The organism is Undibacterium hunanense, assembly GCF_014284335.1.
In the GTDB taxonomy this organism is placed as follows: Bacteria; Pseudomonadota; Gammaproteobacteria; order Burkholderiales; family Burkholderiaceae_D; genus Undibacterium; species Undibacterium hunanense.
Map to the genome: position 1 here is coordinate 1 of NZ_JACOGF010000045.1, position 524 is coordinate 524.

General features: G+C 51.3%; 1 protein-coding gene. It reads left to right on the forward strand.

Features of this window, described 5'->3' with window-relative positions; all coding sequences use genetic code 11:
- Window positions 1–524 (forward strand): GTP-binding protein (locus H8L32_RS27240; RefSeq protein ID WP_230412442.1); only part of this gene is annotated, 524 nt, incomplete at both ends.

Sequence of the window (524 nt, forward strand, 5' to 3'; positions counted from 1 at the left end):
ATGGACGGCGCGATCCTGGTTTGCTCCGCAGCAGACGGTCCTATGCCACAAACTCGCGAACACATCCTGTTGGCCCGCCAAGTTGGCGTTCCATACATCATCGTGTTCCTGAACAAATGCGACATGGTTGATGACGCTGAATTGCTGGAACTGGTTGAAATGGAAGTTCGTGAATTGTTGTCCAAATACGAATTCCCAGGCGACGACCTGCCTATCATTCAAGGTTCCGCTAAACTGGCCCTCGAAGGCGACAAAGGTCCTCTGGGCGAAGAAGCCATCATGAAACTGGCTGATGCACTGGATTCCTACATCCCAACACCAGAACGTGCTGTTGACGGCGCCTTCCTGTTGCCAGTAGAAGACGTATTCTCCATCTCCGGTCGCGGTACAGTGGTTACTGGTCGTATCGAACGCGGTATCGTCAAAGTTGGCGAAGAGATTGAAATCGTCGGTATCAAAGACACAGTCAAAACAACATGTACTGGCGTTGAAATGTTCCGCAAACTGCTGGACCAAGGTCAAGC